This window comes from Agrobacterium sp. rho-13.3 (assembly GCF_033957765.2).
Lineage (GTDB): Bacteria > Pseudomonadota > Alphaproteobacteria > Rhizobiales > Rhizobiaceae > Agrobacterium.
Window position 1 is genome coordinate 137235 of sequence record NZ_CP192776.1, and the last position, 21786, is coordinate 159020.

The following is a 21786-nucleotide window of genomic DNA, read 5'->3' on the forward strand; positions in this document are numbered from 1 at the left end:
ACTCCGATGCGCTAGCTCGTTCAAACAACCAGTCATGTCTACTGTCCGAAAACGAGCGATTGCGTACAGGGGTAAAACGCCCTGTCCACAAATTATCTTGACATAATTTCGAACACAGGAAATATTTCGGACAGCCTATTCGGACGAAATTGAACCCATGCCACGCACCTACGCCTATGTCCGCGTCTCGACAACCGGCCAAACCACCGAAAACCAAGTTCACGAAATTGAAGCAGCGGGCTTTCAGGTCGAACCCCGCAGGATCGTCACAGAGACGATCTCCGGCAGCACCGCCATCGCACAGCGCCGCGGCTTTTCAAGGCTAATGGACAAGCTCGAGTCCGGCGATATTCTCATAGTGACCAAACTCGATCGCCTCGGCCGTGATGCGATTGATGTCAGCACCACTGTGAAGGCTCTCGCCGAGATGGGCGTGCGCGTTTACTGCCTTGCACTTGGCGGCGCGGACCTGACCAGTTCGTCCGGCACGATGACCATGCAGGTGCTCAATGCTGTCGCGCAGTTCGAGCGGGACTTGCTGATCGAACGAACCCAATCCGGCCTCAAGCGTGCAAAGTCAGAAGGCAAGACACTCGGTCGGCCATCCACGCTCAGCGATGAGCAGAAGAAGGATGTACGCGATGATCTCGCAAAGGGAATGAGCGTTTCAGCTATCGCGCGAAAATTTACGACCAGTCGACAGACGGTTATGCGGGTTCGCGATGAGGGTTCACGGTCCGTTCGATCTTAGCGTGTCGCCAGGAACAGATCTTGTTCCGAACCCATGCAGGGTATCGCATAGAGCAGATACTTGAAGTAGCAGTTTCTCCGACTTCTGACCAACAAAATGGCGGTAGTATATTGCTAGCATGAAGCGAAAGAAAATATCCTAATTCAACCACTTAGAAACCGACAGACCTAAGTATTCTTATTCTCTGTATTACACAGTTAATTCACTGAGTTTCCGTTGATAAGCGGCCATCGAGCTGTTGTTCTCAACAATTTCCCAGCCCGGCGCGTCAATCATGTCTGCCACACCCATTTCCAATTGCATCGAGTCAAGTAACTCAAACTCTTTCTGGGTCTTCGGCGCCCCACTTCGTCCTCGAATATTGGACCGACTATATCTTATACTTGGCTGGGCTGTTACGAGTAGTAACTGCACGCTAGAGAAAGCTCCAACAGAATACTCAATTTCTGCGATAGACCGCAGTCCTGTGATGATCGCTTTTTTTAGCCCTAACTTCAGGCCATGCTCCAAAATAGCCATCGGCACAGCGTTAGGTTTTTCACGTAGGTATCGGGCCGCAAACTCATCAGGCCCTTCATCTGTGCAGTGGTGAATCGACCAGAATTCTCTCATGAACGTGCTGGCCTCGATGTGCTGTGCGTCGTGCAGGTGGCTCAAAAATTCACCGCCGACCGATTTTCCTGCGCAGGAAAGACCGCAAAGAATAGTCGCTTCAATCACTATTCTACCTCCTTAAAACTTGCCGTCCGCCCACCGACGGTGTCGTTAGGTAGATTGCTTCCCTAAATGCCTTTGGAACGAGACGAGCATCGAACGATTCTGCATAAAAATAGAGGGATGGGCCTATGCTAGTTAGTCCAATTCCCTCAGCTCCCGCCAACCGTAGAATTCGTGTGGCGTCTTCCAATGGTGCGCCATGCAACTGCCACTCAGCTCTCTTCCAAGCCGTCGCCTGCAATGCGTCAACGGCGGTACAAAAAGTTGTCGCGTCAACTTCTGAAATGGAGGCCGCCAAGCCATAGGTTGCATGATATAGAGTCTCCCACACCTCTATCGAAGTAATAGGTAATTTCTCCGAAAACAGCCTTCTCTCCATAGCGTGAGTTACCGATGGGATCCATGATGGAACAAAGATACCAATCTGCCATGCAGGCATCTCAGCGGCGAAAAGTGATAGCGGGCTATGTGGTTTAACCCATTGATTGGATGGCCGTGCCGGCTCATTGGTTTTGTGACCTAGATCGAGATGGAAACCACCCTGAAAGTATGTGCGGATGCCGACGCCAGACGTTCCACCTCTGCGCGACAAATTAATTAGCTGTTCAGGAGTGTACGGTCTATCATTTAGGAGAAAAAGGGCCTCAAGAATAGCAAGACGTACTGCTGTCCCACCACCTAGACCTTTGTGCGCGGGGAGCTCGCCGGCCAACTCAACACGAAATCCTCTAGTCAACTTAGTATCTGCTGCTGTCTTAGACAGGAAAATGACTAGATTTCGGTTTTCCTCTTCACCAAGAGGGCATGCACGCAAGTCGACTATCCTGCACTCTGTGGCAGGGCGCACCTTCACGACTAAGGATGGGTGATCAACAGCCCATCCTACTCCCCCATTAATCCGATATCCGTCCGCCGACAGGCCTATTAAGGTCCCATGAACACGCGCGGGTACTTTAATTTCAATCATATCGCCGCAGAATAGTACTTGCCAGCTCTCCAAGCGGCTATTTCCTCGGGAGCAACAATTGCGATCGGTCTAGTGCCCTTGTCATTCCAGACGGCCTCAAAATGCTGATTATAGGCCATAAACATATCATTGCTTATAGAATCTGATCCTTTTCGCGGTCCCCTTAGCAGAAACGTTGGAGTGTTCCTGTCTTCAACATCAAGGAGATAAGGGCCGACAAACAGGCTGTCATCTGCGCAGAAGAGGTTCACCGTAGGAAGAATGTTGTAAAGGCGAATTTCCAGCCCTGTCGTTTCTGACTCGACGATTTCCCCTGCCTCAACACGACTCCGATACGCATCGTGAACGGACTTCCACGCTGCGACATCCTCGCGGACCGATCCAATAGCTGAGCGCTCTTCTCTTTCTCTAAGTGAGGCAAGGCTCACATGGTCTTCAGGGAGAGGGAACTTGGGATCGATCAGCGCAATTCTTATTTTGGATCGTTTGGCTGCTCCTAAGATTGTTTCTGTGTGTTCTCTGCGGAAACGCCGTAGTTTAAGCGAAAATATGTCAAGGCGTGTGTTCAGCCCAGTAATCGCTTCGTCATAGAGCTTGAAGAAACCATCCCCGCGTCCTCCAAAAACGTGAAGCCCCTCTTCTCGGTCAACAACGTAGTCATTTGCCCTAACAAACACGGGAGACGCCTCAGGTACAAACAGCGATAACTGCTCGAGTATTTCGGGAATTTCACTATGATCGCTATAAGTCACCGCAGTGATGCCCATTTCGTCCAAGGTTTTATCTCGGTTTTCCTTCTCTGGGAGGAGAGCAAAGTGGCGTACTCCGGCACCATCGTAGATTTGTCTCACTGCCAACAGTTGCTTTATAAAATCTTTGTCTTGCAGGCTAAATCCTAAGAAGAGCAGACTTTGGGTTCTAATCAAAGTATGCAAGGTATCCAGTGCAGCGATAAAAGCTCTGTTACCTGCTGTATCATTGGAGGTTCCATACAGATCGGCATACCCGTCTGGGGTGACGATGATATTATTAGCGTTATCTATTCTACCGTGCAAATGCCAGACCGTAGGCCGCTTTGTGTTCCCATCGCGTTGCGTAGTAATTTGTTCTGCTTTGGCGACTATATCCCAGTGTGCAAGATCCTGAAGATTTGGACATGCCCATTGAAGGGAGCGATCATAGTTGGTTGTCACAATTAAGTTGCTCCCTAGCCCCCAAACCTTTCGCAGTAGGTTCAGTGTCGCCGCGTCAGCCTCATCGTAACTAACATCGAACTTGTGCTTTAAGAATTCGATCCAATCTCGTCTACCCATATCTTGGGCTGCGATTCTTGCAGCTTGAACAAGATCGTTCCTCCTAACCATTGCCTCAATGATATTTGCGGAATCTGCTTGCGTTGCGCGACCGTCGTCGCGCAAATGTATCGCGGCATCCAGCAGTAGTTCTTTCCAGCTTGGAAACAACGGGGCGCTACGGTCTTTCTTCTTAATGGCGCGGGCGAAGCCAGCACCTACAAAGGGAACGATACGCCGATTTTGAATAGCCTCTTTCAGGCCACGTGGGATATGCATAGGTTTTGAAACTCTGGCAAAGTGCGATACTGCGTGAATAACTATGTTGAAGTTCTAATTGCACGGACTGGTGTTGCAAGCATATTTTCTCAACTAACTAGAATTTCTAAAAACTTGCCCTATGCTCCTCAAGTCTCCCCACACAATTGATAGATCGGCGATCCAGTTTGACCGTCAGCCAAAGCCCGATTGACACAGGCAGCTCCAATGGCTGAAAGCGAGCGCTCGTCCATATGACTCTGCCCCAGCGATTAGCATCCTTGCTGTGATTCCTCCTTTCATTGCGTGAGGCTGAGGCACGCTAGACATTAGCAGGAAAGTTGATTTGAACGGGTTGATGGCCCCCAGACAAATTTGCGGATCAGAGGTTCACATCCAATCAAGGCGAAATGGCAGCTCTGCGCCTCCAATTCGACGTTTACTAGATTTCGGTTGATCCAGAAAACTGTCGTTCGCTGAGGCGCTGGCAAATGGCCGTAAGGGCAGGAAGTTAACTTCTGCTGCGCGGACCAGGAACGCCAATTCAGCGCCAGAAGCGGACCTCCGCGTCCGCAACGCGAAAAGGGGTGCTCGAAGCCTACTCCCAGGCTTGCGTGACTTGTGCATGAACTAGGCGCCTAGCACTCACAGTATGAGTTGTCGCTTAAGTGACAGGAGGTCGAAACAGCGTGTGTCTACGGACAAGCTCTACTTGCGCGTTGCCCTCGAAGCTGAAATATCGCAAGTTGAAAGTAAACCTGACGAGAAAATTTGAATGCCTTTGACACTTGCACAGCTAGAGCGCCACCTATTCGGCGCAGCCGACATTCTTCGCGGAAAGATGGATGCATCGGAATTCAAGGAATACATATTCGGAATGCTGTTCCTGAAAAGATGCTCTGACGTATTCGATCACGCGCGAAACGACGTGATCAAGAAGCGCATGGAGAATGGAGTATCTGAAGAGCAAGCGACACAGGATGCCGAGAACAAGGTCTGGTACGGAAAGACAGGGGCATTCTGGGTAGGGGTCAAAACAAGAGCAGTCCGAAATCGTACGCTAAGGCCGAACGAAGCATGAACAATGCCATAGCTCGGATTTGGGGCGTTCGATCTCTGTGGATTGCCATCGACATGCGCCAGTTTTGATTTCGCTGTTCCGCCCGACTCGACGACGCTCAGCGCAGGTTGGTCATGGATGGAGTCAGGCAATGGCAAAGCGCAAGCTTCTCAAAGATCAAGATCGTCGAAAGCTTATCGACATACCAGTCGACGAGGCCAGCCTGATCCGACACTATTCGTTGTCATTGGCGGATCGCTTGGAGATCGAACTGCGGAGACGTAATCACAACCGGCTCGGCTTTGCCATTCAGCTATGTCTGATGCGATACCCGGGTCGAGTGCTGGGGGCAGAAGAAATTCCGCCACGCGCCATGCTGAGATTTGTTGCTGATCAGATCGGCGTCGCCCCGGAAGCATTTGCGCTCTACGCACGTCGTGAAGAAACCCGGCGCGATCACACAGCACGCTCGATGATGTATCTGGATACTAGAAGCGCGACGCTACAAGATCGCCGCGCCGCGTTGTTGGCGGCAATTCATGCGTCGACCACGTCCGACGACGGTGCTGCGATAGTCAGTTCAATTGTCGCCGCGTTTCGTGAACGCGGAACTCTTCTCCCGGCGATCGACACGATCGAACGGATTGGCCTTGCCGGCCGTGCGATAGCTCGCCGACGGGCAGAGACAACTCTGATTAAAGACGTTCCGCACGATACGCTCCGATCGTTGGATAGGCTGTTAGAAGTTGACCCGTCTATCGGCCAGACGCGCTTTCACTGGCTACGCTCGGCGCCAGAAGCGCCTGGTGCATCGAATCTGGTCGCGTTGACCGAGCGGATAGCCTTTTTGCGGCGGCTGGAGATCGATCCGACGTTGCAAGCGCGCATAGCCGCGGAACGGTGGGACCAGATGATCCGGGAGGGTAACGCAACCCCAGCCTGGCTTGCCAACGACTTCAATGCCAGCCGTCGCCACGCTTTGATCGTGGCTCAAATCATCAAGCTTAGCCAGAAGCTCACGGACGATGCGGTGACGATGTTTATCAAGCTGATGGGTAAGTTGTTCTCGCAAGCCAACAACCGAAGGAAGCAGCGACAGATGGACTGCAGAGCGAACACCGCCAAAGCGCTGCGCATGTTCCTCGATACCATCTCCGCGCTGCAGTCCGCCAACGACGATGGTCGGAATGCATTGGCTGTTCTCGACCAAAGAGTCGGCTGGGACCGACTGCTTCGGATGAAGCCTGAACTTGAGTCGATGGTCGATTACAACGAAGCACCTGCGTTGACCGTAGCAGCCGAACAATATGCGGCCGTCCACAAATACACTGGTGCGTTTCTTCAGGCCTTCACGTTCCGCTCGGCGCGTCGCCACGATCCACTTTTAGCGGCAATTGGACTGCTTAAACGGCTTTATGCCGAAAAGCGGCGGCCACTCCCCGATCGCGTCCCGCTCACCCACCTCAGCCAAACTGATCGACGGCTCATCTTCGAACAGGAAAAACCCGATCGCCGTCTCTACGAGATCGCAACGCTCGCTTCTTTGCGAGACCGGCTTCGATCTGCGGAAATCTGGGTCGATGGCAGCCGATCTTTCCGGCCCATTGATGAGCATCTGATGCCGCGAACAACATTCATCACGATGAAGGACGAAGATCGTCTCGGTTTGGGGGTCCAGAGCGACGGCGCGCAGTGGCTTGCCGAAGCGAGTCAGATGCTCGAGGTCAACCTGCAGCGTCTGGCGCACAGGGCACGATCCGGAAAGCTCGAAGGAGTTCGTCTTGAGGCCGGAACCTTGATAATCACACCAACTGCCAGCGAAATCCCTGTGGCCGCTGAGGCACTGAATGCCGAGATCAGCGATATGTATCCGTTGGTCGAGGTTCCCGACCTGTTAAGGGAAGTGCATGAATGGACCGGCTTTGCGGATCACTTCACGCATGTTCGGACCGGCGACGTCCCAAAAAATGTTTCTGCAATGCTCGCTGGTGTACTGGCCGATGCTACAAACCTTGGCCCTAAACGAATGGCGGGCGCCTCTAAGGGCATTAGCGCTCACCAGATTGGGTGGATGCGCACATTCCACGCCCGATCGGAGACATACCGCACGGCTCAAGCGTGCATCACCGATGCCCACACCCAGCATCCGCATTCGCGCCTTTGGGGCAATGGCACGACGTCATCGTCCGATGGCCAATTCTTCCGTGCGAGCGACCGGGCTGCAAAGCGCGGCGACATCAATTTGCATTACGGTAGCGAGCCCGGATCGAAATTCTATAGCCATCTGTCAGATCAATTCGGCTACTTCAGCATTTTGCTCAGTCCCACCGAGAGCGAGGCGGCGTATGTGCTCGATGGGCTATTCGATCAGGACACTGTCCTCGATATCCATGAACACTTTACCGACACAGGCGGCGCGAGTGATCATATCTTCGGGCTCTTCGCCTTGATCGGAAAGCGGTTCTCACCGCGACTGCGCAATCTCAAAGACCGGAAGTTCCACACGCTAGAAAAGAGCGGTGCATATCCGGCGCTGTCGAACCACATCGGTGCGCCGATCAATACCAGTCTGATCCTCGATCATTGGGACGATCTACTCCATCTCGCGGCGTCGATCACGACGCGGTCCGTGGTGCCGTCTACGATACTCAAGAGGCTGTCTGCGTCGCCTAAGCAAAGCCATCTTGCGAGGGCGCTCCGCGAGCTCGGCCGTATCGAAAGGTCGCTCTTCATGATCGAATGGTACTCAAGTCCGGCACTACGGCGGAGATGCCAAGCCGGTCTCAACAAGGGTGAGGCCGCCCATAAGATGAAACGGGCTGTGTTCTTCCACGAGCGGGGCGAGATCCGCGACCGGTCGTTCGAGAGCCAAGCATTCCGCGCCTCTGGTCTTAACCTCGTCGTCAGTGCAATCGTGCACTGGAATACGGTCTATCTTGATCGCGCGGTCACACAGCTGAAACGAGCGGGACGAGACATTCCTGATACTCTGTTGAAGCACATCTCGCCGCTGAGTTGGGAACATATCAACCTTACAGGCATCTACACCTGGGATGCCGAACATCAGATGTCCAACGGATTTCGACCGCTCCGTCTGCCAGTCGGGCTACGGCGGGTCGCATAAGTTCTCATTCCGTTCGCCCTTAGCGTACGATTTTGCACTGCTCTTGTTCCAACCCCAAGCTCGGAGAAAGCGGTTCTGGGCGCAGGAGAACGGCCCCTGCGAACCTCTCGGGAACGACCGAGAGTAAAGCTTCAGCAAATATTGCGCCGCTGGAATATCCCACCACGATGACCTCACCTGATGCCGGGAGATTCGCCTCGATCTCTTGCGAAAGCCACCTCCTCGCCAGTTCCACCACTTCGGCAGCCGCAATGCTGCCATCAGAGCGACGTCTGAAGAAGGTGAACCCCTCCGCCTGTACAAACGGTCCACGAGGAGTGATTAGGTGCGCTTGAGGTACAAGCTGACAACAGAACTCTACCAGATCGGTTTCGTCTCGGCCTGAGCCATGAAGTGCCAGAAGTGTTAGCATTGTATTGTTGCCGCGTTGAGTTGCTGCACTTCTTTCATCCGCAGACGACATATCGATGACGGCTTCGGGCCAACAGCAGACTTCAGCCGTTTGCTCGTCCCGGATAATTCCACGGCAACAGCTCATCGATCCGGGTCTGCTTGTGACCGTTGACAATGGCGCGCCGCCAAGACGTTCGATCAGAAGGTCGGCCGCCAGGCGAGCGTGGCGGCCATTTCCATTCGGAAACGGCTGGATCGCGACCAGGCGATGGTGGAACCTTATAGTAATCTCATCCGGCGGAATTGTCTCGTGCTCGATCCAGTAACGGATGTCGCTCAACAAGCCTGCAAGCTCCACTCCGATAAGGTAAGCCCCGACGCCGATGTTGCGCTCCGTCATTCGGAATGTGCCGGCCACTCCCAGACAACTCCGAACATCCGCTTGTGCGTAAGCGCTGTCTTCCTCGCACATTGACAAAGCGCGATACACCGTTCCGAAAATAATGCAGTAAAATTGAGGGCCGGATTGCGCCGCCCAAAGGCGACATTCTGGTCATCACTCATCCGCATGGCACGGGCTGGAGCCAAAACTCCAGCCCGTGCCCCTTCCAATTTTAACGCGTTTGCGCAGCGTCTGCGCTCAGTGCGCCTTCAAGAAAGGCCGCCGCACCTTGCAGGGCCTGCATTCCCTCCGGCAGAATGGCTGCGAACATATGCCAGACATGAAACATGCCAGGCCAAACTTCCAGAGAAACGCGGACGCGGTTTTCGGCGAGATGTGTGGCGAGCCGGATTGCATCACTGAGCATCACCTCACTCTCACCGATCTGGACTAGGATCGGCGGCAGTCCGCGCACATCCGCAAACACGGGTGACGCATCCGGGTTGTTTTTTAGAGCGCCGTTGAGAAAGACCTTTGCCATCAGGTCGAGTCCGGCAAGACTGACAGTGGGATCGATCCCGTCGCGCGTCTTCATAGAAGACCCTGAATGCTCGAGATTGGCCCAGGGAGAGATGGCAACGCCAGCCGCCGGAAGCGCAAGTCCGGCATTGCGGGCAGCCACCATCACCGACACGACCATTGCGCCACCGGCTGAATCTCCGGAGAATGCAATCGATTTGGAGTTATGCCCATTGTCGAGCAGCCATTTGTAGGATGCCAGTGTATCATCGATTGCCGCTGGAAAAGGATGTTCCGGCGCAAGACGATAGTCCGGCATGTAGACCACGGCTTTCAAAAGCTTCGCGTAATGTCCGGCGAGACCATGGTAGGCCGCAGGACTTCCCCCGATGTAACCGCCGCCATGGATGTAAAGCAAAACTCTGCCTTCTTCTGCATCCTCGGGCGTGACCACCGTGGCTGCGACCCCGCCCATATCGATCTGGCGGATAGACACGCCGTCCGGAGTCGGGTGCTCGGCGAGCACCGCGTTATATTTTTCTCTCTCGACGGCCCAGTCCCCCGGCTGCCCCATCAACAGGGGACCGAAAGACGAGGACGCTGCGTTCCAGGCGTCGATGCGCTGCTGGACGGCGGGTGTAATTGGCATTGTGGACCTCATTCATGGTGGATGTCCGGCATCGACTTGACGCGGGAATAGAGTTCACCATAGCTACATAATTAGGGAATGGATTTCCCGTCTCTGGTGACGGGCAACAGCGGCAGTCAGAGCTATGCGTACAAATCTGGACGAGATATTTGCATTCATCGCCGTCGTCGATGCCGGAAGCTTCAGCGGCGGTGGGCAGGCGATTGGCTTGACGCGGTCGGCAGTCGGCAAGGCAGTCACGCGGCTGGAAACCCGCCTCGGGGTCCGTCTTCTCTATCGAACGACACGCAAGATGAGCGTCACGGACGATGGCCGTGTGTTTTACGAGCACTGCTCGCGAGTCGTCAGCCTTCTGGAAGAAACAGAAGCCAGCGTCGGGCAGAAAAGCGCAATACCCACGGGCCTGTTACGGCTGACAGTGCCGGAAGGTTTCGGCCGCACGCACGTCCTTCCCTCGCTGCAGCGGTACATGGAAGAGTGGCCAGATCTGCAGGTCGACGTAAACTTCAGCGACCGTATTGCTGATATGGTGGAAGACGGTTTTGATCTGGCCGTTCGGATCGGGACCAGCGGAACGGACACGCGGCTGATTTCTCGGGTCGTCGCCGAGCACAAGAGCATCATATGTGCGTCACCTGCCTATCTCGATAGGCGCGGCCGGGCAGAAATTCCTGACGACCTGGCTTCGCACGACTGCCTGTCTTTCAAAAGCGGGTCAAGCAAACAGCCATGGCGGTTGCGAGAGATTGATGGCACTTGGTCCACGGTTGGCGGACGCGGCCGACTCCGCCTCGATAGCGGCGAAGCGATACGCGATGCCGCGATTGCCGGAATGGGAGTGGCCTATCTCCCTAGCTTTCTGGTCAAAGAAGCAATCGCTGACAGACGCCTTGAGCCGATACTGACAGCGTTCGAAACGCAAACGATCCCGATTATCGTCGTCTATCCAAGCAAGCGCTACCTGTCGGCGAAAGTTCGACGTTTTATCGACCTGATGGCGGATGAATGGGCTTATACGCGGATCGCGTCAGGTGATGTCAAAGATTAGCTATAGTCTCGTTGCGAAGCACGAATGTCAGCTTCGGGCACAACAGCAGCAGCGACGAGGCGGGCTTGCGCGACTTTCTCAAAAAAACCTCGATCTTGTCGAGCGAGGTCTGACGCTTCTCAATAAAGAGCATGTTTTTGAAAATCGTGAAGGATCAGGAGGCAGGTAGATATCCTGGCTCAAGACGTTTTGGGGCAGATCGCCTGTATCGAGATTATGCGAAGCGATGCAGTGCACGGTCAGCACTCAACGAACTCAGCAAATACATCACTCTTCTTGTTAAGCGCGATCGGTTGCCGCCCGAAATGGTGAGGTGCGTTGTCCTTTCGACGCACTGGAAAGAACTCTGGCTTCCGCTTTTCTTCTTTGCTCAATCCGTTGGAGTGGACGTTTCAGCTTTGGAAGCAAAGCGTGACGGCGACCGCGTCCCTTTGGAGCCGGTCGAATTGTTCGACATGAGCGTTGTGAAGCAACTCAGCCCGGACACGGATCTAATCTGGTTTGACACTGAGGAGCCTGTGGAATTCATGCGCGAGAGAGCCACTAGCTTCCCTTTCGTAAGGCTTGCCGTTCTAACTTCGAACGGCGTGCTGAAGCAGACATCACCCTCTTGCCCTATGCGATGCTGTAGATCCCGGCGCTTCTCTGATTGGCGGGGGGAGGTCAAGCTCTTTCAAGCTTTTTCCGGAGCGGGAGGAAGCAAGATCATCGTCCGTAATCGGCCCATTGCAGTTACGGCACGTGCCGCAAAGGCCGACCAGTCTTGCTAAATACGGCCATTCTGAAAATTAACTCGCGAAGTAGCGGGTCGGTGTTGTTCCCAATGCCTTCTTGAACATGACGATAAAGGCGGTAGGGGATTCGTATCCCAAGTCGCTCGACACCCTCTGAACCGTCGCCCCGCTGGCCAGTTCCCGCAATGCGATGACCAGGTGCAGTTGCCGCCGCCATCGGCCGAAGGTCAGTCCCGTTTCCTGGACCATCAGCCGCTTTAGGGATCGCTCGCTCATGGCAACGTGTGCCGCCCAATCGACAAGGGTGCGACGGTCGCTCGGCTCCGCCATCAGGGCCGCGGTAATCGCGGCGATCTTGGGATGGCTGGACGCGGGTAAGTCCAGCCCTTGTATCGGCATTTGCGCGAGTTCATCCAGCAAGACCCGCACCATACGGCCGACATGATCCTCCTGCGCAGAATTGGCCGGCACATCTGCCAACCGGAGGATCATCTCGCGGATCATCGGCGACACGGACAAAGTGCAGCAGTGCTGCGGCAGCGTCGCGGCGCCTGGTTGAACGAACAGATAGGACAGGCGCGCGTTGGGCGTGACCTGATTGCTGTGGGACACGCCACCGGGTATCCAGACCCCGCAGTCCGGTGGGACAATCCAGAGGCCGTTTTCCGTTTTGCAGGTCACTGCCCCGTGGAGGGCCAAGATGAGCTGCCCTTCCTTGTGCTGATGCTGGTGCACTTCCGCTTCATAGTCACTGAAGTCGAGGCGGACGGCGACGGCCGGACGATCCGACCGCTCGAGATCAATGTCGTCGAAGCAGGAACGCAGCAGGTTTGCGGATTGGCCCAATTTGGAGATCATTTGGCATTATCTCCAAATTCGTGCCGTGTGCAATAGTCTACCATCGGGCGATCAACAATCGAATGGAGACTGTCATGCGAATTTCTGTCGTCGGCGCAACGGGACGAATTGGCGCCAAGCTGACCCGGACCTTGCTGAGCGCCGGGCATCAGGTCAGAGCGTTGTCGAGAGGTGGCCCAGCGTTGGACGCACTGGTCGCGCTCGGAGCAGAGCCATTTCTGGGAAGCTTCGACACAGGAGCAGGAGACCTTGACCAATTTTTCCAGGGTGCCGATGCTGCGTTCCTGATGGTGAAGACCGATTGGAACAACATCGAGGGACACTACCCCGCTGTTGCCCAGCGCTTTGTCGATGCGCTCGAGAAATCCCCCGTCAAACTGGCCGTAAGCCTAACGGCCATGGGTTCGGACGTGAAGGGGACAACGGGTCATTTCGAGTCCTTCCACCGTCTGGACGAAAAGCTCAACGAACTCGGCAATATCGATCTGGTCCACCTGCGCGCCGCGTGGTTCATGGAAAATGTGGCGGCGTGGACGGGGCCGGTTGCCAAATACGGTCGAATTGCCTGGTTTTGTAAACCTGATCTGAAGATGCCCTGGGTGGCGACCGATGACATCGCATGGCTGGCAGCGAAGGAACTGACCAATCCGACGGGCAGACACCGCGTCTATCGCGAAGTGGGCTCTGAAGATGTTTCGATGAACGAGTTGGCCGCGATCATTGGCAAGAAGATCGGCAGGCCGGTGGAGTACCGATACATCGAAACGACCCGCAAAGACGTGGAAGCTGAATTTCTGGCGCGGTTCGGGACGCTGGAGAAATGGCAGGACGACACCCAGAGTGCCGACGCTATGAACAGTGGCATAGTGGGGTTCCAAGGGGAGCACGAGGATCGTCCGAAATTGCCCACGATGATGGAGGCGTTTATTGGTGATGTTTGGAAACCGCGTTACCTGGAGGCGGTCAGAGCGGGAGACGAACGCGAGACATTTTCCATGTGGACCGCCAGGGACTAGCTGGTTGTCAGGCTAGATTTTTTGCCCCCCCAGCAATCTCGAGTTCTTAAAGGATGCTACCGCAAATTGACATTTGCGGTAGCCCTACGGCATGCGCCATCACCGCTTGCTTGGCCAACTGTCTGAATGCGTCGGCAATTGCTTCCTGACAGTTCAGAAAGTGATCGGGATCCTCGGAAATGGTTCTCGGACCGGAAATGTACTCCATTCCTAATGTAATAGAATCGGCCGAGACTGGTTCAAGGCCCGTCGACATCGATCTGAAACTTTTCGACGTCTAGTGGTTTCCGCTGCGCAAACTTTGGGAGATCATCATGTCGAAGCGCGAACTCATCGATACCGGAACCGACAAACGCTGCGTCCGTCGCGACGAAGACGGTAAGTTCAAGGAATTCGTCGATGTCGGCCGATCCCTCTCGGCTGACAAGCGCCACCAGGCGAAGAGCGATGCCAAGCCCGGGGAGGGCGACAAGGGCGACCACAAGTCCAAGTGAAAATCGCAACCTACAATGTCAATGGTGTAAACGGTCGTCTCGAGGTCCTGCTTCGTTGGCTGGACGAGGCGAATCCGGATGTTGTCGTCCTACAGGAGCTGAAGGCGCCGGATGCGAAGTTTCCAGCGAAGGCCATCGAGGCTGCCGGCTATGGCGCTGTTTGGCATGGCCAGAAATCCTGGAATGGCGTCGCCATCCTGGCGCGAGGTCAGGAGCCGCACCTGACGCGCTGTCGTTTGGCATTTAACTGTAAGAATGCGCCCGTTCAGACTGGCGTTGGCACCTAATTTGAGATTAGTCGGTGTGATTGTCCGTACCAAACGCCTTCTGGTTCGGCAATAACCATCTGTAAGATAGTCCTTTTTCTCATGGAAGCGCGGCCGTAAGCAGTCATCTTTCCCCGGCGGCGAATCTCACATTAAGTGCCAAACGCGAAGCCAGAATCTCAAATTAAATGCCAAGTCGCAAATTAAGTGCCGGGCTATCCTGTTGAAACTGTTAGGACTGGAATCTCACGATTAAATGCAAAACGACATGACCGGCGGCGAAGTCTTCGTTGATGGAGGTCTGGCGCAGGTCTAATCGTTAGTAGATGTGTCGGCGGCGTCGCAGATTGGAAATTGCAGCCCGCGGCGTCGATTTGCTTTCAAGCTTGTAAATTAGGTGGCCGATGGCACGCGGACGGACGTTGATGGGAGCGGTCGAGCCTCATCGATCACCGTTCACGCATGCTCTGCGAGCATTTCGCTGTCATCGCCGACATCATCTCCGCCGCTGCATCTCTGCACTCTAGCGCCGTTCAACTAATGGGGTCGCTGTTTCAAATCCTTTCAAGAGCTTTGATCCACGACCTTTATTTTCCAACCATTCCGAGGGGTTCGCCATCCTAGATCAACCCGAGCCTATGGACTTCTTTATTTGCCCGATCTCGAAACATCCGGCGGCTAAACGTGGTATAGCAGCTTGAGGCACGATCAGGTGCCCATGGAGACGGTCATGACCAAATTCGCGCTCTACGTTCCGCTTGAAGCAAAACCCGGCAAGGAACAGGAGGTCGCCGATTTCCTGAGATCAGCCATACCTCTCGTCAACGCGGAGCCAGGCACGATTTCCTGGTATGCGATCCAGGAAGGTCCGAGTTCTTTTGCGATCTTTGATACTTTTGACGACGAGGATGGAAGAGATGCTCACTTAAATGGCCAAGTCGCTGCAGCCTTGATGGCCAAGGCAGAGGCAGGAGACCTGTTTGCCAAGCCGCCACAGATCCATAAGTTGGCTATCCTCGCCGACAAGCGGCCATGAGCGCCAGAACCTCAAAGTACTGACGAAAATGAGCCGTAGCTCTCAGTCGGCCAAGTGCGCGGCTTCGATGTTGCCGACGCTCGCTATCTGCGATCAACGACCTTTGTGCTGATTGTTCCATTGACTTTTCTCAGTTGGGCGGGAGAACTCGCTTAAGATAAGGTGCTGTCCGGCTATTTCCTGCAAGGGCAACCTGTTCCGGTGGTCCGCTTGCAACTATCCGGCCGCCTTCATCGCCGGCCCCTGGCCCGATGTCGATGACCCAGTCGCTCGCTGCAGCGAGGGTCATGTCGTGATCGACGACAATCACCGTGTTGCCGGAGTCTACCAACGCATTAAGCTGTGCGATCAGCCGCTCGACATCCGACGGATGCAAGCCTGTCGTGGGCTCATCCAGCACATAGAGCGCGCCACCCTTCTGGGCGCGCTGCAGCTCCGTCGCCAGCTTGATGCGCTGCGCTTCACCTCCAGAAAACTCGGTCGCAGGCTGACCGAGCCGCAGATAACTCAATCCGACTTCCCTTAGGACCTTCAATGACGATCGGACAGTCGGGGCGTTGTCAAAAAAATCCCATGCGTCCGCGACGGTCAGTCCAAGCACCTGCGAGATCGTCTTGCCTCGGTACCTGATCTCCAAGATCTGCGGGTTGTAACGGGTGCCATGGCAAGTCGGGCAGGGGGCGTAGACGCTCGGCAGGAACAGCAGCTCGACCATGACAAAGCCTTCGCCTTCGCAGCGGGGGCAGCGGCCTTTGGCAACATTGAAGGAGAACCGCCCGGCGTCGTAGCGGCGCTTCTTTGCCTCTGGAGTGGCGGCAAACAGCGAGCGAACATGATCGAAGAGGCCGGTGTAAGTCGCGAGGTTGGAGCGGGGCGTCCGGCCGATCGGCTTCTGGTCGACCTCGATGAGGCGTCGGATGTTGTCCAACCCACCTTCGATCTTGCCCTGCGTCGGCGAGCCCGGCTCTACCTCCAGGCGGGCGTCGTCTTCCGCATCGTTTTCCGCGCGAACCGGAGCGCCAAGCGCTTCACCGACAAGCTCGACGAGCGCTTGGCTGACCAGGCTCGACTTGCCTGACCCGGAGATACCAGTCACCGTCGTCATCACGCCGAGCGGGAAGGCGCAATCGACGTCACGGAGGTTGTTTCGGGTGAGGCCGGACAGGCGAAGCCATCCATCTGGTTCTCTGCGAGTGCGAGAGGACTTCCCAGCTTCTGCAAACAGATGCCTGGCAGTTTCGGATCGTTCGACCTGCCGCAGGCCTTCCGGTGGGCCGCTATAGAGGACCTCACCGCCCAGCTCGCCGGCCGCCGGACCTACGTCGACGATCCAGTCCGCGTGGCGGACGACGTCGAGCTCGTGCTCCACGATGAACAGTGAATTTCCGACCGCCTTCAGCCCGTCGAGCGCCCGCAACAGCGCTTCGGTATCGGCCGGGTGCAAGCCTGCAGAGGGCTCATCCATGACATAGACGACGCCGAAGAGGTTCGAGACGACCTGTGTCGCCAGGCGAAGCCGCTGGAGCTCGCCCGGAGACAGGGTCGGCGTGCTCCGCTCAAGCGTGAGGTAGCCGAGGCCGAGATCGAGAAGGACATCCATCCGTCGGCAGAGGTCTGCAGCGATCCGCTGGACGACCATTGCCTTTTCCGGATGCTCTTTCCGCATGGTCTTGAGCTTCCTGGCATCGGCATCCGCGTAAGGCGCGAAGATGTCGGAGAACCGCGCCATCGGCAGTCTGCTCATTTCGGCATAGTCGAGGCCTTCGAATTTCACCGAGAGCGACTCCTTGCGCAGCCGCTTCCCCTCGCACAGCGGGCAGGCGCTGCTGATCATGTAGCGGGCCGCGCGCTTCTTCATCATCGCACTCTGCGTCGTCGCGAAGCTGTGCGTGACATGTCGTCGGGCGCTCGAAAACGTCCCCATGTAAGAGGGCTCGTCCTTCCGTGCCATGGCACGCTTCACCTGATCGTGCGTGAGATCCGGATAGACCGGAACGACGGGCTGCTCGTCCGTGAACAGGATCCATTGGCGGGTCTTCTCCGGAAGCTCCTGCCACGGCCTGTCGACATCGATGCCGAGCGTGATGAGAATGTCTCTAAGGTTCTGCCCGCCCCACGCCAACGGCCATGCCGCCACTGCTCGCTCGCGAATGGTCAGCGAGGGATCCGGCACCATGGAGGCCTCAGTTACCTCGTGGACGCGACCAAGACCGTGGCATTGCGGGCAAGCGCCCTCCGGCGTGTTTGGGGAAAACGATTCTGCTTCCAGATGTGGTTGACCCGGTGGGTAGGTGCCCGTGCGGGAATAGAGCATCCGAAGGAGGTTCGAGATCGTCGTCACGCTTCCAACCGAGGAACGTGCCGTCGGCGAGCCACGTTGCTGCTGCAGGGCAACAGCGGGCGGGAGGCCTTCAATCTGGTCGACGTCAGGCACGCTCATCTGCGTAAAGAGGCGGCGCGCGTATGGAGACACGGATTCCAGGTAGCGGCGCTGGGCCTCGGCATAGAGCGTGCTGAATGCGAGCGACGATTTTCCGGATCCGGAGACGCCGGTGAAGACGACGAGTGCATCGCGTGGAATGTCGACGTCGACGTTTTTAAGGTTATGTTCCCGTGCACCTCGGACGCGAACGATGCCTTGAAGCTTTTCGGTCGCCTCCACCGCATCGTCGATAGGTCGTTTCGGCATTGGATTTCCCGCAGTTGCACGTCGGACGGAGATTGTTCATGAGACCCTGCACTTAGCGGAGAGCGTCGCGCCGCAAGGATAGTCCCGGGACTTTGGACACAAATTGACGGTCGTCAACTACGACGACCGTCAAACACCCTATTGTTGCTCACGAATGCGTACAGGAACAACTTGTTGGCATGGACCTTGAGATGACGGTCACAAAAAATGGCACCCTGGGCTGAAGGTTCGATCCGTTCCGAAGTCGGTGATGCCATCCCTCGCATTCCGAGGGACTCGTCAAACGCGGGCATCAACTTTGGGGCACACTCTGCACATCTTGCCCCGCAGTGATGTATGAGGCCGCCGACCGCAATTTGGTTCGTCTAGTCTTCTGTCGCGATTTCTGAGGTGGAGGAAGCTTCATGGCGGACGAGGACAAACGACACGGAATGGAAGAAGTGCCCCGGCAACGGCCGGACGTCAACGATTGGCCTAAGGGCGTCCGAAAAATCGGGATGGATGAACTGGATTGTCTGGGGATTGACAAGCACGGCGGGTTTTATTGGCAAGGAAAGCAAGTCAACGTCAAACATGTAGTCTTAACTTTCGGGCAAAAGATGTACGCGTTGGTCGGGATAACGGCGGCCGCATTGGTGGCCATGAGTGCCATCGTCCAAGGAGTAGTTACTTACAATCAGTGGGCATGCACGGTCCACTGGATGGCAATATGCCCTCCCTGATGGAACGGTTTGTACGAACGCGGAATTCCCGGTTTGAAGTGCCTCCATTTCCGAGCTGACACTCAGCCGGTTACACGGCAAGCTTCCAAACTGGACGTCGCAAGTTGCGACGCTAGCAGACGATCCGGGGCATCGGCTATCGCTTGACCCGTTAGCAGCCCGCTCGGTCCCGCCCCAAACTCGGACGGCATGGTTTCCTCAACTTTAAGCGAGCCCCGCGGCAGCGGTTGCAATAACTCAGCCGGGGACCTTTCAAGATCAAGCCATGCCTTCCAATCACTCGGTCGCAGGACGACGACTTGTCGATTATGGAAAGACTTCACGTCAAACCCAGGGTATGTCGTCAACATCGCGAACGCGGAAGGCTGATTTTTCAGCCCGCGCCGCCAGATCGCGGCTATGGCCAAAAACGGCGCGTCAACGAGCTCAAACCGATATTTGGCCTTTGAATGCTTACTTCCGGTAGACTCCAAGAATGCGCTAGCCGGAACGAGACACCGGTGACCATCGCTAAAACTTTTTCCTTGCGATCGAACGTTAAATACCGGACCGCGCTTTCTGGCCGGCGGAAAGCCGAACTTCATCTGTGCTAGCTCGACAGTATTGTCGCCCACAGAGCGTATTACGGGAGCCATATCGCCAATCTTAATTAAGGCATGGGGTGCCAAATCCAGTTCCGACTGTTGTGTCGGGATCCCAAGCGCCAGATCTAGCATCACATTGCTGTATTCGGCGTAGCAGATGCGTTGTTCGTATTCGCTGCACATCATCAAACCTGATCATTTGGAATTCTTCACGGAGTATCTCCGTGAGAATCGGGTAAAACTGTGCTGACGCTCAGTCGTGCTTGGCAACCTCGACGTCCGCCGTCAGCAGGCGACGCTGCTCCTCCGCATGCTGACAATCGATCCAGGACAGCCGATACCCTGGGGTCGGCCCAACACATCGGACGGTTCTTCCGGCGCAGCCAAAGAGCCGATACGGATCACGCAGAGCGCGCTCGATCCATGCATGGTGTTTTCGAGAAGGCTCGACTGATCAACGCACGTCGCGACACGTGCTGTCGGGTTGCCGCTTCGGGCCGGATCCGGAAAGAGATCTTCACGCACTATCGCCACAACGTGAAGAACATGAGCCTTGTTGCATACCACTGAAATTCAGGGCTGCACTGCCGACGTGGCGAAGCGTCATGGCATCGACATTCGGACGGCCGCCCTTCAGTTCGCGGCTGCCCCAGCGATCGTGTCGGCGATTGTGCCCGGTTCTCGTGCGCCGGGCCAGGTGGAAGCCAACATCCAGTCCATGAAAGTCAGCATCCCCGCCGCGTTCTGGGAGGAGTTGCGCGAGCGTAAGCTGATCCTGCCTGACGCACCCGTGCCGGCGTAGCGGGCTTGACTCTTGCTCTGACGCTATCTCGGTGGGTTAGGAAAACATCACTGCTGCTACCTACCTTCTGAGAGAGGGCGATCACTGTGCGGAACGGACATCCTAGCAGAGGTTTCGAAACCTCGAAGATCATGTCAAGCTTGGTGAGTCTGGCCTAAAGTTGTTTCAACGCGCACTGACCGCCTGGGACCGAGTGTACGCAGGCGACTGGAAGGATTTTTCATCGGTCAATTCAGTCGCCGGTCTCAGGCGCTGGTACGCCTGATCAACGCGCCTGCAAACAAACGGTCCCGATCGGTCTGGTGCGGGTTCGCGAGAACCTCTGCGAGATATTCAACCATTTCAGTTAGCGGTTGCCGGTAAGTCGTGAGGTTATAGTTTGGATTATCTGCCTGGGGCACGTCGTCGAAACCCGTAATTGCTATGTCTTCTGGAATGCGCAAACCCAGCTTGTAACGGATAACGTCAGCGGCACCGATCGCCAGCGCATCATTCTCGCAGACCAGAATGTCTGGTATCATCGCCGCATCGCGACCGGACAAAGCAGTTTCAACGACGTGGGAGGCGAGGGCCGGATCGTAGGCCGCGACTTCAACAGTTTCGGGTTCGTGCCCAAAGTGCTCACGCCAATATTCCATGAACGTCTCGTGGCGAAGCAGATGCGCCGACGAAGAACGCGGTCCGGCGAGAAACATCGGTCGGCGGTAGCCTTGATCACTAACGTAATTTGCAATTTTTTTCATTGCCTCCACATCATCGACGGCGATCGAGATCGTGTTGGGATTGCGCGACGTACGGGCAAAGATGATGAGCTTGCGGAACCGGCGGGCGTGGAGGGCAGTCTCCAGCATTTCGTCATCAAACTGCAATCCGATCAGAATAACGGCATCCACGCGTCGCTGGCTGGCATTCAAAAGCGCCTGCCCAGCGTCTTCCCGGTTTAGTGTGTTGACCAGCAGGATATCCCATCCTTCACGCCGAAGAATTCTGGTCAGCCGCTCCATCATCACCAGCTTGTGGGGGTTTGCAAAATCGTCGATCAGGAGAGCAACAAGATTTGAGCGATCTGACGCCAGGCTCGCAGCTCGCAGATCGGGAACATAGCCAAGCCGGTCGGCGGCAGCGCGCACCTTTTCCAAACTCTTCGCAGAGATGGACGCGTCTTTGCGGAATGCTCTGTTGACGGTCCAACGCGAAACACCCGCTTCCTCGGCCACATCATCGGCGGTCACATGGGCAAACATAGCCGTTTTATCGTCAGTCATTTCAAGCTCTAAGACCTCGTTGCACCGGTTCCTCTCTTCTTTACAGGCGTTTCTGAATTCCGCTAAAACAAAATTTGCTCTCGCGAGCAAATCTTTGTTGCTCACGGGAGCAAAACCTGCAATGTTCCTCTCCGGTCAGGGGAGTTGGCCTCATGGGAGA

16 protein-coding genes and 5 pseudogenes are annotated in these 21786 nt (G+C 55.7%); 10 read left to right on the forward strand and 11 right to left on the reverse strand.

The genetic code is table 11. The features are described 5' to 3' along the window. Positions 1-157: 157 nt before the first annotated feature. The gene (locus RMR16_RS24025; RefSeq protein WP_320202171.1) at positions 158-751 is read left to right on the forward strand and encodes a recombinase family protein; all 594 of its coding nucleotides are present in this window, start codon (positions 158-160) and stop codon (positions 749-751) included. A 189-nt stretch (positions 752-940) separates the two neighbouring features. Here RMR16_RS24025 and RMR16_RS24030 read toward each other — a convergent pair whose 3' ends face one another. From RMR16_RS24030 to RMR16_RS24040, 3 genes are read right to left on the reverse strand one after another with little or no spacing between them, the layout of a single operon-like run. Continuing rightward, a complete protein-coding gene (locus tag RMR16_RS24030) occupies positions 941-1471 on the reverse strand; it encodes a hypothetical protein (protein ID WP_320202170.1) in 531 nt (176 codons plus the stop codon). 4 nt (positions 1472-1475) lie between these two features. Then, a complete protein-coding gene (locus RMR16_RS24035; RefSeq protein ID WP_413786059.1) occupies positions 1476-2435 on the reverse strand; it encodes a beta-ribofuranosylaminobenzene 5'-phosphate synthase family protein in 960 nt (319 codons plus the stop codon). Then, positions 2432-4006, reverse strand: coding sequence for an SIR2 family NAD-dependent protein deacylase (locus tag RMR16_RS24040; RefSeq protein WP_320202169.1), 1575 nt, complete (start codon positions 4004-4006; stop codon positions 2432-2434). The genes RMR16_RS24035 and RMR16_RS24040 overlap by 4 nt, the downstream gene beginning before the upstream one ends. Before the next feature lie 754 nt (positions 4007-4760). Here RMR16_RS24040 and RMR16_RS24045 point away from each other — a divergent pair. Both RMR16_RS24045 and RMR16_RS24050 read left to right on the forward strand, forming a co-directional pair. Further along, positions 4761-5027, forward strand: a pseudogene (locus tag RMR16_RS24045) (type I restriction-modification system subunit M N-terminal domain-containing protein); the annotation flags it as partial. Between the two features lie 169 nt (positions 5028-5196). Further along, positions 5197-8169, forward strand: coding sequence for a Tn3 family transposase (locus RMR16_RS24050; protein WP_320202251.1), 2973 nt, complete (start codon positions 5197-5199; stop codon positions 8167-8169). A gap of 494 nt (positions 8170-8663) precedes the next feature. On the opposite strand, the pseudogene RMR16_RS24055 reads toward RMR16_RS24050, so the two are convergent. The 3 genes and pseudogenes from RMR16_RS24055 to RMR16_RS24065 form a co-directional block, all read right to left on the reverse strand. Continuing rightward, positions 8664-8756 (reverse strand): annotated as a pseudogene (locus RMR16_RS24055) (DUF5131 family protein); the annotation flags it as partial. Further along, positions 8732-9009: pseudogene (locus RMR16_RS24060) on the reverse strand (mobile mystery protein B); the annotation flags it as partial. The pseudogenes RMR16_RS24055 and RMR16_RS24060, both read right to left, overlap by 25 nt. A gap of 167 nt (positions 9010-9176) precedes the next feature. Next, positions 9177-10112 carry an alpha/beta hydrolase gene (locus tag RMR16_RS24065; RefSeq protein WP_320201810.1) on the reverse strand — a complete coding sequence of 312 codons (936 nt, stop codon included), beginning with the start codon at positions 10110-10112 and terminating at the stop codon, positions 9177-9179. 124 nt (positions 10113-10236) lie between these two features. Between RMR16_RS24065 and RMR16_RS24070 the strand changes: the two genes are divergently transcribed. Further along, entirely contained in the window at positions 10237-11160 is a 924-nt protein-coding gene (locus tag RMR16_RS24070; RefSeq protein ID WP_320201811.1) for a LysR family transcriptional regulator, read from the forward strand. On the opposite strand, the gene RMR16_RS24075 is transcribed toward RMR16_RS24070, so the two are convergent. Together RMR16_RS24075 and RMR16_RS24080 are read right to left on the reverse strand one after the other, a co-directional pair. After that, positions 11150-11293 (reverse strand): hypothetical protein, encoded by a 144-nt coding sequence (locus RMR16_RS24075; RefSeq protein ID WP_320201812.1) that lies wholly within the window; start codon positions 11291-11293, stop codon positions 11150-11152. The genes RMR16_RS24070 and RMR16_RS24075 overlap by 11 nt on opposite strands. Positions 11294-11948: 655 nt before the next feature. Beyond that, on the reverse strand, positions 11949-12752 hold the full coding sequence (locus RMR16_RS24080; protein ID WP_320201813.1) for an AraC family transcriptional regulator: 804 nt from the start codon (positions 12750-12752) through the stop codon (positions 11949-11951). Positions 12753-12826: 74 nt separating this feature from the next. Between RMR16_RS24080 and RMR16_RS24085 the strand changes: the two genes are divergently transcribed. The 4 genes and pseudogenes from RMR16_RS24085 to RMR16_RS24100 all read left to right on the forward strand — a co-directional run bounded on the left by RMR16_RS24085 (position 12827) and on the right by RMR16_RS24100 (position 15564). Next, positions 12827-13768, forward strand: coding sequence for an NmrA family NAD(P)-binding protein (locus RMR16_RS24085; protein ID WP_320201814.1), 942 nt, complete (start codon positions 12827-12829; stop codon positions 13766-13768). 314 nt (positions 13769-14082) lie between these two features. Next, positions 14083-14262 carry a hypothetical protein gene (locus RMR16_RS24090; RefSeq protein WP_320201815.1) on the forward strand — a complete coding sequence of 60 codons (180 nt, stop codon included), beginning with the start codon at positions 14083-14085 and terminating at the stop codon, positions 14260-14262. Continuing rightward, positions 14259-14492, forward strand: a pseudogene (locus tag RMR16_RS24095) (endonuclease/exonuclease/phosphatase family protein); the annotation flags it as partial. The gene RMR16_RS24090 and the pseudogene RMR16_RS24095, both read left to right, overlap by 4 nt. A gap of 766 nt (positions 14493-15258) precedes the next feature. Then, positions 15259-15564, forward strand: coding sequence for a putative quinol monooxygenase (locus RMR16_RS24100; RefSeq protein WP_112389548.1), 306 nt, complete (start codon positions 15259-15261; stop codon positions 15562-15564). Between the two features lie 130 nt (positions 15565-15694). Here the strand turns inward: RMR16_RS24100 and RMR16_RS24105 are convergent, their stop codons facing one another. Then, positions 15695-18253 (reverse strand): excinuclease ABC subunit UvrA, encoded by a 2559-nt coding sequence (locus RMR16_RS24105; protein WP_320201816.1) that lies wholly within the window; start codon positions 18251-18253, stop codon positions 15695-15697. A 404-nt stretch (positions 18254-18657) separates the two neighbouring features. Here RMR16_RS24105 and RMR16_RS24110 point away from each other — a divergent pair, with 404 nt between their 5' ends. After that, a complete protein-coding gene (locus tag RMR16_RS24110) occupies positions 18658-18975 on the forward strand; it encodes a hypothetical protein (RefSeq protein ID WP_320201817.1) in 318 nt (105 codons plus the stop codon). 62 nt (positions 18976-19037) lie between these two features. Here RMR16_RS24110 and RMR16_RS24115 read toward each other — a convergent pair whose 3' ends face one another. Further along, the gene (locus RMR16_RS24115) at positions 19038-19745 is read right to left on the reverse strand and encodes an SOS response-associated peptidase family protein (protein WP_320201818.1); all 708 of its coding nucleotides are present in this window, start codon (positions 19743-19745) and stop codon (positions 19038-19040) included. Positions 19746-20151: 406 nt separating this feature from the next. Between RMR16_RS24115 and RMR16_RS24120 the strand changes: the two are divergent. After that, positions 20152-20361 (forward strand): annotated as a pseudogene (locus RMR16_RS24120) (aldo/keto reductase); the annotation flags it as partial. A gap of 245 nt (positions 20362-20606) precedes the next feature. Here RMR16_RS24120 and RMR16_RS24125 read toward each other — a convergent pair. Next, positions 20607-21731, reverse strand: coding sequence for a LacI family DNA-binding transcriptional regulator (locus RMR16_RS24125; protein ID WP_432355531.1), 1125 nt, complete (start codon positions 21729-21731; stop codon positions 20607-20609). Positions 21732-21786 lie beyond the last annotated feature (55 nt).

What these genes read in the sequence shown, in the direction of transcription:
- RMR16_RS24025 (WP_320202171.1), top strand. Translation starts at nt 158, where the DNA reads ATGCCACGCACCTACGCCTATGTCCGCGTCTCGACAACCGGCCAAACC.
- RMR16_RS24035 (WP_413786059.1), bottom strand. Translation starts at nt 2,435, where the DNA reads ATGATTGAAATTAAAGTACCCGCGCGTGTTCATGGGACCTTAATAGGC.
- RMR16_RS24040 (WP_320202169.1), bottom strand. Translation starts at nt 4,006, where the DNA reads ATGCATATCCCACGTGGCCTGAAAGAGGCTATTCAAAATCGGCGTATC.
- RMR16_RS24050 (WP_320202251.1), top strand. Translation starts at nt 5,197, where the DNA reads ATGGCAAAGCGCAAGCTTCTCAAAGATCAAGATCGTCGAAAGCTTATC.
- RMR16_RS24065 (WP_320201810.1), bottom strand. Translation starts at nt 10,112, where the DNA reads ATGCCAATTACACCCGCCGTCCAGCAGCGCATCGACGCCTGGAACGCA.
- RMR16_RS24070 (WP_320201811.1), top strand. Translation starts at nt 10,237, where the DNA reads ATGCGTACAAATCTGGACGAGATATTTGCATTCATCGCCGTCGTCGAT.
- RMR16_RS24075 (WP_320201812.1), bottom strand. Translation starts at nt 11,293, where the DNA reads ATGCTCTTTATTGAGAAGCGTCAGACCTCGCTCGACAAGATCGAGGTT.
- RMR16_RS24080 (WP_320201813.1), bottom strand. Translation starts at nt 12,752, where the DNA reads ATGATCTCCAAATTGGGCCAATCCGCAAACCTGCTGCGTTCCTGCTTC.
- RMR16_RS24085 (WP_320201814.1), top strand. Translation starts at nt 12,827, where the DNA reads ATGCGAATTTCTGTCGTCGGCGCAACGGGACGAATTGGCGCCAAGCTG.
- RMR16_RS24090 (WP_320201815.1), top strand. Translation starts at nt 14,083, where the DNA reads ATGTCGAAGCGCGAACTCATCGATACCGGAACCGACAAACGCTGCGTC.
- RMR16_RS24100 (WP_112389548.1), top strand. Translation starts at nt 15,259, where the DNA reads ATGACCAAATTCGCGCTCTACGTTCCGCTTGAAGCAAAACCCGGCAAG.
- RMR16_RS24105 (WP_320201816.1), bottom strand. Translation starts at nt 18,253, where the DNA reads ATGCCGAAACGACCTATCGACGATGCGGTGGAGGCGACCGAAAAGCTT.
- RMR16_RS24110 (WP_320201817.1), top strand. Translation starts at nt 18,658, where the DNA reads ATGGCGGACGAGGACAAACGACACGGAATGGAAGAAGTGCCCCGGCAA.
- RMR16_RS24115 (WP_320201818.1), bottom strand. Translation starts at nt 19,745, where the DNA reads ATGATGTGCAGCGAATACGAACAACGCATCTGCTACGCCGAATACAGC.